Annotated in this window: 8 protein-coding genes and 1 pseudogene; all 9 read right to left on the bottom strand. The window is 67.9% G+C overall.

Annotated features, from left to right (window positions below; all coding sequences use genetic code 11):
* Positions 1-524 (bottom strand): annotated as a pseudogene (locus F468_RS0113490) (flagellin); the annotation flags it as partial.
* 151 nt (positions 525-675) lie between these two features.
* A complete protein-coding gene (locus tag F468_RS0113485) occupies positions 676-2,220 on the bottom strand; it encodes a sulfotransferase (protein ID WP_196801189.1) in 1,545 nt (514 codons plus the stop codon).
* Between the two features lie 80 nt (positions 2,221-2,300).
* Entirely contained in the window at positions 2,301-2,930 is a 630-nt protein-coding gene (locus tag F468_RS0113480; protein WP_018648908.1) for a YIP1 family protein, read from the bottom strand.
* A gap of 74 nt (positions 2,931-3,004) precedes the next feature.
* Positions 3,005-3,775: an adenosylcobinamide-GDP ribazoletransferase gene (gene cobS / locus F468_RS0113475; protein ID WP_018994218.1), complete on the bottom strand. Its 771-nt coding sequence runs from the start codon at positions 3,773-3,775 to the stop codon at positions 3,005-3,007.
* A gap of 109 nt (positions 3,776-3,884) precedes the next feature.
* A complete protein-coding gene (locus F468_RS0113470; RefSeq protein ID WP_018139657.1) occupies positions 3,885-4,457 on the bottom strand; it encodes a histidine phosphatase family protein in 573 nt (190 codons plus the stop codon).
* Positions 4,454-5,515 carry a nicotinate-nucleotide--dimethylbenzimidazole phosphoribosyltransferase gene (cobT, locus tag F468_RS0113465; RefSeq protein ID WP_018995378.1) on the bottom strand — a complete coding sequence of 354 codons (1,062 nt, stop codon included), beginning with the start codon at positions 5,513-5,515 and terminating at the stop codon, positions 4,454-4,456. The genes F468_RS0113470 and cobT overlap by 4 nt, the downstream gene beginning before the upstream one ends.
* A 156-nt stretch (positions 5,516-5,671) precedes the next feature.
* On the bottom strand, positions 5,672-6,196 hold the full coding sequence (gene cobU, locus F468_RS0113460; RefSeq protein ID WP_018995377.1) for a bifunctional adenosylcobinamide kinase/adenosylcobinamide-phosphate guanylyltransferase: 525 nt from the start codon (positions 6,194-6,196) through the stop codon (positions 5,672-5,674).
* The gene (locus F468_RS0113455; RefSeq protein WP_018995376.1) at positions 6,193-7,680 is read right to left on the bottom strand and encodes a cobyric acid synthase; all 1,488 of its coding nucleotides are present in this window, start codon (positions 7,678-7,680) and stop codon (positions 6,193-6,195) included. The genes cobU and F468_RS0113455 overlap by 4 nt, the downstream gene beginning before the upstream one ends.
* Positions 7,677-8,639, bottom strand: coding sequence for a threonine-phosphate decarboxylase CobD (cobD, locus tag F468_RS0113450; RefSeq protein WP_018995375.1), 963 nt, complete (start codon positions 8,637-8,639; stop codon positions 7,677-7,679). The genes F468_RS0113455 and cobD overlap by 4 nt, the downstream gene beginning before the upstream one ends.
* Positions 8,640-8,655: the final 16 nt, after the last annotated feature.

The following is an 8,655-nucleotide window of genomic DNA, read 5'->3' as shown; positions in this document are numbered from 1 at the left end:
GCCACCTCAGTCACGCCCAGTTCGGAGGTCCGCGAGTCCACGCCGCTGACCGCAATGGTCTGGCCCTGGTTCGCACCCACCTGGAAGAACAGGTCCTGCACACTGCCGTCCAGCACACGCCCACCGTTGAACTCGGTGCTGTTGGCAATACGCGAGACCTCGGACATCAGCTGCTGAACCTCGTCGTTCAGCGCCTGACGGTCGGAGGCGGAGTTGGAATCGTTCGCCGCCTGCACGGCCAGCTCGCGCGCACGCTGCAGCGCATCGCCCACGGTCCCCAGGGCGCCCTCGGCCGTCTGCGCAAACGAAATCCCGTCGTTGGAATTGCGCACCGCCTGATTGAGACCGCGAATCTGAGTGCTGAAACGCTCGGAAATGGCCAGACCGGCCGCGTCGTCCTTGGCGCTGTTAATCCGCAGGCCCGAGGACAGACGCTCCAGACTCTGGGCCAGCGCACCCTGGGAATTCCCCAGATTGCGCTGCGCGTTCAGGGACAGAACGTTGGTGTTGATAATCTGAGACATGGTCACTCTCCTGTAGAGTCGTACTCGCCGCCTCGGGCGGTTCAGTCGACGGTCCTAGCCCGCCTTCAGCACCGTTAACGACACCTGACCACCATCCTTTAGCCCCAAATCGAAAAAAAACCGATACCCCTTATGGTTCAGTCACCATTGTTCAGTCGCCGCCGGGAAAGACCTTTGCCCTCGCGGCGCCTACCGCCTCCTCGAACGCAGGCCGATAGGCCTCATACTGCTCACCGATACTCGCGAACGCCGGGTTCACGCGGCTGCGTCTGCCGAGGCTGCCGGTTAGCCCAAGCAGGGCCGGGTCGGCGATCTCCCCTTGCGCGTCCGCGCATACCGCCTCCCATTCCAAGTCGTGCGCGGCCAGCACCCGGGCCACATGGGCATCGGGGTCTTCCAGCATCTCTTCGTAGTGCACGCGTTGCACGCGATCGGGAAATACCCTCTCCCAGTGATCCGCCATCCGGCGATACAGCATTACGAACTCGGCGATGGTGTCGATCGCCCACGCGTACGGCAGGCGCTGCGCAAACCAGCGCATGTAGATCGCCATCGCGTTGTCCACCGGGTCCCGCTCGCAGAAAACTACGCGGGTACCGGGGTAGAGGCTCATGAACGTCCCGACATGGAAGACGTTTCCAGGATTGGTGACCAAATGGGTTCGAACCGATTCGTCCTTCGCCTCGCCCCACATGGAGTCGACCCGCGCCCGCATCTGCGCAATGCCTTCCGGTTCCAGCTCCCGCATGATCAGCGGATAGCGCTTGCGCACCTCCTTCGGGAGCTGGGAAAGGACCTCCTGGAGAACTGCCAGCTCGCCGTAATGGCGGATTCGCGAGTGTCCGGAGAGCGGGCCCTCCAGTAGCGACTTGCCGGAACGGGGCGGACCCAGCACCAGCGTCAGCGGCCTTGGAGACTGGTTCGGGTCATCAAGCCCCCTCGCCCAATCCGCGCTGAAAATCTTCTCGGTAGCGGCGACATTCTTGCGTATGGCCCCCTGCCGCACCTGGTCGACCTGACGCTGGATCGCCTCCGCCTGACGCGCATTCCCGAGCTCGAAGGCCGAGAACGCCTCGTCAAGATTGCCCGCATCCTGGTGCAGCTTCGCCAGCGCGAAATACAAACGGCCCTGGTCGCGAAGGTCGAACTTCCCCTTGCGGATGACCTTTTCCAGTTCCTTTCTCGGCGAGCTGTCCGCGGGAAAATGGCGCGAATGCGCAAACGAGAACCAGTGCTTGGCACTGTTGCGATCAGACTCCACCAGGGATTCCAGAATCTCGGTCGCCTCGTCCCAACGCCCCTCGGCCTGGAGGACGCGCGCGTAGTTGTCGAGTGCCAGGCGCATATTGGGGTCCAGTCGCAACGCCTCGCGCAACGCGGCACCTGCGGCTTCGAAGCGGTCGCGCAGGATCAGCACACCGGCCAGCGCGTTGTAGCTGGCCGCGTCCTCTGGACACATCTGGACCAATTTCGAGGCATACAGGGTCGCAGTGCTGTATTGATGCCGGTCAAACGCCCCCTGAATCAGAAGCCTGAGGGCATCTGTACTATTGGGCTCAATACCGAGAACTTGCCCACACAAGGCCTCGAGCTCCTCGAAGGCGCCATCATCCAGCGCCTTCTTTGCCTTCTTGAGCAATCCCGCGACTTTCGAGGGCTTCGCTTTTCTCTTGCCACCTGCCTTCCCTGCCGCCATACCAATCCCGGTTGTTCGTTCGTTTCCGCGCCAGTATACCGACCCAATAACCAGTACACGCCAACAACGAATGGGCCACGCTAGATCAGCCAGGTGGTGCCGATGCGGGTCTCGGGGGTGGCGCCGGGGATCAGGTCCATCAGCAGCCAGCCGAAGATGAGGGTGATGAAGGCGCCGCAGAAGACGGTGGCCACGAACAGGCCGATGCGGTTCCCGCGGCGCAGGCCGAGGATGCCGCGCAGCGACCAGTACAGCAGCCACAGGCTGTAGAGGATCAGTAGCAGGCCGACCGTGTTGCCCCAGGGCCAGGGAAAGGCGGCGGCGACCTTGCCCGCCCAGGCGGGCAGCAGGCCGATGGTCACCGCCAGCATCGCCCGATCCGGGTGGGAGTAGCCCTGGAACAGTTCGGTCAGATAGTGCGCGGACCAGGCCAGACCCAGTACGCCGATGCTCATCGCCAGCACGCTGTAGACGCCGAAGCCCCAGGCCCCCGGCATCGCCTCCGGCGGCAGCCCGGTCGGGATGACCTGGTACAGCCACTGGCTGGCGATCACGCTGACCAGCAGCACGGGGAACGCCAGGCGCAGAAAGGTCTGCCACCAGGGCGGGGCCGTCTCCAGTTCGGCCACCTCGAGTACCGCCCGCAGGGGGCTCGTCAGCGTGCGCAGGACCAGAAGTCCCGGATTCAGACGGGAGGGAAATGAGCTCATCCGGTCAGTATGTGGCAATCCCGTGACGCTTTCGTGACAGCGCCTGCCTTGAACCTGGCCTGATCGACCCGGCTTTAGCCCGCGAGTGCCAGCACCAGAATCACGAGGGTCAGGGTCTCTACCAGCTCCAGCGTGGCCCCGGCCGTATCGCCGGTGAAACCGCCCAGCCAGTGTCTCAGTACGCGCGTTGCAGCCCACAGCGTCAGCCCGGCGGCGAGCAAAGCCGGAATCACCCCCCAAAGGCCGGAGAGCAGGCCGAGCACCAGCACCACGGCAGCCGAGACTGCGACAACGCCGATGGCGGCGCTGCGTGGAAGGTGCCTGGCCATGTCCGCGCCCAATCCGACGGGGTTCACGTAGGGCGTGGTCAGAAACAGCACCGGCGGCACCACGCGCCCCAGCAGCACCGCCAGCAGCAGCGCGACCCAGGCGCCGGTCTCGACCACCGCCACTAGCGCCGTACCTTTCAGCAACAGGATCAGGATCAGCGCCGCGACCGCCATCGGGCCACAGGCCGGGTCCTTCATGATGGCCTGGGCCCGCTCCGGGTGCCGCTGGCCGCCCACCCAGGCGTCCACCGTGTCCGCCAGCCCATCCAGGTGCAGCGCGCCGGTCAGCGCGACCCAGAATGTCAGCACCAGCGCCGCGACCAGCAACACCGGCGCCCCGGGGATCGCGGACAGACCGATCCCCACCAACACCAGCACCAGACCCAGGATCAGCCCCACCAGCGGATAGGCCAGGACCGAACGGCCGAGGTCCTCGGGCCGTGGTTCCTGTGCCGGCGTCGGCACGCGGGTCAGGAACTGCAAGGCCAGCCAGAAGGGCGCAAACACGGAGTTCATTGCGCTCCCCCTTCCATTTCTGCTGTAGGAGGCCAGCCCCCTGGCCGATGGGGCGTTGGCATATTCCCAATCGGCCAGAGGGCTGGCCTCCTACATTTGTTCTGCTTGATCACGAGGGCATCTCCTCGCGCTGGCCCGGCTCGACAACGTGCAAAGAGGCCAACGGCACTTCGATCGACAATAGCTTCTCCAACGGCCAGCCCTCCAGTTGTGCGCGCAGCAGGCGAATCACCCCGCCGTGGGTGACGACGAGGACACGACCGCCCGGCGCCACTACGCTCTGTTCCCAGCCGGCCAGCACCCGGTCGCGGAAGCTTCCGAGGTCTTCGCCGTTGGGTGGAGGGTAGCCGAATGGGTCTTCCCAGAACCGACCCAGCGCCTCGGCGTCCGTCTGCATCAGGGCCTCGGCTGTTTGCCCCTCCCAGTCACCAAAATGTAGCTCCTGCAGGCGGGGATCACACTGGACGGGGAGCCCGGCCGCGCGGGCGAAGCCTTCGGCCGGGAGTCGACAGCGCTGCAGTGGCGAGCACACGACGCGATCCCACTCGCCGGAGGACTCGAACGCCGCACGCATCGCCCGCTCGCCTTCCGGGGTCAGCGGATCATCGCAGCCGCGCCCGCGAAAGCCGGCACCCGTCGTCTCGCCGTGGCGCAGCAGACCGATACGGACCGATTTGGTCATGGGGTATCGCCCGACACGCCAGCCTCGGCGAAGGTCGCCATGCCGGCGTGAAGCTCGCAGGCCAGGCGCAGCAGGGGCACGGCCGTGGCCGCCCCACTGCCCTCGCCCAGGCGCATGCCGAGATCCAGCAGCGGCTCGGCCGCCAGCGATTCCAGCAGTCGCCGGTGCCCCGGCTCCGCCGAACTGTGGGCGTAGAAGAACCAGTCTGCCGTGCCCGGGCACAGCCGTTCGGCCACCAACGCCGCCGAGGTGCTGATGAAACCATCCACCAGCACCGGCAGCCCGATCTGCGCCGCGGCGATGTAAGCGCCGGCCAGCCCCGCAATCTCGAAGCCCCCCAGACAACGCAGGCTACCCAGTGCCTCGCCGCGCACCGCGGCGTGGGTGCGCAGGGCCTGCTCGATCACCTCGGCCTTGTGGCGCACGCCATTCGCATCCAGACCCGTGCCAGGCCCGGCCAGGTCCACCGGCGGCAGACCCAGCAGCGAACAGGCGACTGCGGCGGCAGCCGTCGTGTTGCCGATGCCCATCTCGCCACCGATGAACAGTTGTGTGCCGCCCCGCCGCGCGCGCTCGGCACACTGGCGGCCGGCGTTCAGCGCGCGTTCCAGCTGCGCCGGCGTCATCGCGGGTTCGCGGGCCAGGTTTGCGGTGCCGGGGCCCAGGTTCAGCTGCTGCACACCGGCGACGGCCGGAGGCTGGGCCACGGTACCGAGGTTGATCACCTCGATGGACGCGCCCAGGTGCCGCGCCAGCACCGAGATTGCAGCGCCGCCGTTCGCGAAGTTCGCGACCATCTGCGCGGTCACGGCCTGCGGGAAACGCGAAATGCCTTCCGCCACCACACCGTGATCGCCGGCGAACACCGCGACATGGACGCGCTCCAGCGTGGGCTGGCCCACGCCCTGCATGGCGGCCAGGCGCTCGGCGATCGCCTCCAGCCGCCCGAGCGAACCCGGCGGCTTGGTCAGCTGGGCCTGCCGCTCGGCCGCCGCCTGGCGCGCCTCGGCATTCAGGGACGCCGGCGGCACCTGCAGCCAGTCACAGTCTTCGGTCACGTGTTCCTCCGATGTTGAAACCAACACCCTTCATCAATGACGCCCGTCATTGCGAGGAGCCGAAGGCGACGTGGCAATCCGTCAGTTCACCCCGGGCCGATTGCTTCGACGCTGCGCGCCTCGCAATGACGGTGCCTGTTTCGCGCGTTGGTCTATTCATTCCAGCGGTTCACCCTTGAGCACACGAGGAAGGCCGGCGACGGTCAGCACGACGCGGTCCATCGTGGGGGCCAGGCGCTGGTGCAGCCAGCCCGCCTCGTCGGCGAAGCGGCGGGACAGCGCGTCCATCGGGGTAATGCCCATGCCCGTCTCGTTGGAGACGAACACCAGGGTGCCCGGCAGGCGCGGCACGGTGGCGATCAGGGCCTCCCGCTCGCGTTCGATCAGGGCCTCGTCCTCGGTGCACAGGAGCTGGGTCAGCCACAGCGTCAGGCAATCCACCAGCAGGCATTCATCTGGCCTTGCGGCCTCTTCCAGCGCGGCGGCCAGGCCGGTATCGGCCTCGATCAGGTCCCAGTCACCGGGCCGGTCGGCGCGGTGGCGTTCGATGCGGCGTGCCATCTCGGCGTCGTCGGCACGCGCGGTGGCGACATAGGTCACGTGCAGGCCGCTGGCATCGGCCAGTTGCTCCGCCAGTCGGCTCTTGCCGGAACGCACTCCGCCGAGCACCAGCGTCTTCATGTCACGGTCTCCGTGTTCCCTGCGCGCAGCAGCGCGAGGATGCGCCCCAGGTCCAGATGCGTCTCCAGGGTATCGGCCAGGCGTTCCAGGCCGCGCTCGCGCGCGGTCGCCAGGTCTTCGCCGTGCTCCTTCCCCTTGCGCATGCCGGCCCAGTGCAAAAGGACCTCGGCTGCGGCGGAGGTATCGAACACCCCGTGGACATAGGTCCCCGCCACGGCATCGTCCTCGCTGCGCGCACCGTCCGGGCCATGCTGCAGCTCCAGCAGCGGGTGATCCAACCCGGGCCCGGTCGTCACACCGGCATGAATCTCGTAGCCCTCCACGCGGGTCTCCTGGCCCAGCACACGGTTCCCGTGAACACGTTCCAGGCGCTTTTCCGGTGCTAGACGCGTCTCGATGTCCAGCCAGCCGAGCCCCGGCGTGGAGCCCGGCCGGCCCTCGACGCCGTCAGGATCGTGCACGGCCCGGCCCAGCATCTGGAAGCCGCCACAGATCCCGAGCACCTTGCCGCCATAACGCACATGGCGCTGCAGCTCGTCTTCCCAGCCCTGCTCGCGCAGCCAGGCGAGGTCGTCGCGCACGGACTTGGACCCCGGAAGGATGACCAGGTCCGCCGGCTGCAGCGACTCGCCCGGGCCGGCGAAGCGAAGGTCCACACCCGGGTGCAGGCGCAGCGGATCGAAATCGGTATGGTTGGAGATGCGCGGCAGGGCCGGCACGACGACCTTCAGGGCATCCACCGCCTTTTCCGGCACCGCCTCGCGCGGCAGGGCGTCCTCGGCGTCCAGGTACAGCCCGTGCAGATACGGGATCACGCCCAGCACCGGCTTGCCGGTCTCCTGCTCCAGCCAGTCCAGTCCCGGCTGGAGGAGCGAGATATCGCCGCGAAAGCGGTTGATCACGAAGCCCTGCACCCGCGCGCGCTCCGTCGCGCTCAGCAACGCCAGCGTACCGACCAGATGCGCGAACACGCCGCCACGGTCGATATCCGCGACCAGGATCACCGGACAGTCCACCGCCTCGGCAAACCCCATGTTGGCAATATCGCCTGCGCGCAGGTTGATCTCTGCCGGCGAGCCCGCCCCTTCCACCAGCACGTGCGCATACTGCGCGGTCAGCCGTCGATGCGAGGCCAGCACGGCCTCGCGGGCGACGGGCTTGTAGTCATGGTAGGCACGAGCATCCAGCTCGGCCGCAGGACGGCCGTGGATGATCACCTGCGCCCCCTGATCGGAGCTGGGCTTGAGCAGCACCGGATTCATGTCGGTATGCGGCTCCAGGCCGCAGGCGGCGGCCTGCAGGGCCTGGGCGCGCCCGATCTCGCCGCCGTCCAGGGTCACTGCACTGTTCAGCGCCATGTTCTGCGGCTTGAACGGCACCACCGACAGCCCACGGCGATGCAGCACCCGCGCCAGACCGGCCACCAGCACGCTCTTGCCGGCATCCGAGGTGGTCCCCTGCACCATCAGCGTGGTCGCGCTCACAACGCCTCCAGTCCCTGTTCCAGGCGGTGCCATTGGGCCTCGTCGCCCGGCAGCCCGAAACGCAGGCTGGCGGGGTCGTCGAAACGCCGCACCAGGATCGCCTGTCGCGCCAGCGCATCCTGAACCGCGACCGCATCATCGCGGCGCCCCCAGCGAAACAGTGCGGTGCCACCTTCGGTAGCGATTCCGTACCGCCGCAGCAGCTCTTCCAACCGCGCACCCGCCGCGGTCAGGTTCGCGCGCGTCTGCTCCTGCCAGGCGCGATCCTCCAGCGCTCGGGTGGCCGCCCAGCGCGCCGGGCCGGACAGCGCCCACGGACCCAGCCGCTCCGCCAGCGCCGCCCGCAGCGCCGGCTCCGCCGCCAGGAATCCGACCCGCGCCCCGGCCAGACCGAAGAACTTGCCCAGCGACCGCAGCACCAATAGCCCCGGGCCCAGGTCCGTGCCCGGGTCGGCCGCCAACAGGCTGTGCCGGGGGCTGGTATCCATGAAGGCCTCGTCCACCACCAGCCAGCCGCCGCGTGCCGCAAGCCCCCTATGCCAGCGCAGCAGCGTCTCCACGGTCACGCGCAGTCCAGTCGGGTTGTTCGGGTTGACCAGTACCAGCACATCCAGCTGCGGCAGGCGTGCCTCGATCGCGGCCGGCGCCGCGTCGCCAAGCGCAGGAAGCGCCTCGACCCGATGCCCGGCCATGCGCCAGGCCCGCGCGTGTTCGTTGTAACTGGGCGCGAGGAGGCCAACCCGAGCAGCCGCTGGGCGAAGCTGTGGCAGCAGCTGGATGGCCGCCTGCGAGCCCGCCAGGGGCAACAGCCCTTTGCAGCCGTAGTACCGCGCCGCGGCCACCTCCAGACCGTCGTCGGGCTCCGGCAGGCGCGCCCAGACGTCCGCCGGGGGCATGGGCAGCGGATAGCCGTGCGGGTTGATGCCGGTAGACAGGTCCAGCCATTGCTCCGGCGCCACCCCGTAATGCCTGGCA

It is taken from the genome of Thioalkalivibrio sp. ALJ2 (assembly GCF_000378325.1).
In the GTDB taxonomy this organism is placed as follows: Bacteria; Pseudomonadota; Gammaproteobacteria; order Ectothiorhodospirales; family Ectothiorhodospiraceae; genus Thioalkalivibrio.
Note: the sequence above shows the minus strand (reverse complement) of the source record. Positions and strands in the feature narration are given on the sequence as shown.

Bases quoted from the DNA above. Each gene is read 5' to 3' on its own strand.
- cobS (WP_018994218.1), bottom strand. From the start codon at position 3,775: ATGAACTCCGTGTTTGCGCCCTTCTGGCTGGCCTTGCAGTTCCTGACC.
- cobU (WP_018995377.1), bottom strand. From the start codon at position 6,196: ATGAAGACGCTGGTGCTCGGCGGAGTGCGTTCCGGCAAGAGCCGACTG.
- F468_RS0113470 (WP_018139657.1), bottom strand. From the start codon at position 4,457: ATGACCAAATCGGTCCGTATCGGTCTGCTGCGCCACGGCGAGACGACG.
- F468_RS0113480 (WP_018648908.1), bottom strand. From the start codon at position 2,930: ATGAGCTCATTTCCCTCCCGTCTGAATCCGGGACTTCTGGTCCTGCGC.
- F468_RS0113485 (WP_196801189.1), bottom strand. From the start codon at position 2,220: ATGGCGGCAGGGAAGGCAGGTGGCAAGAGAAAAGCGAAGCCCTCGAAA.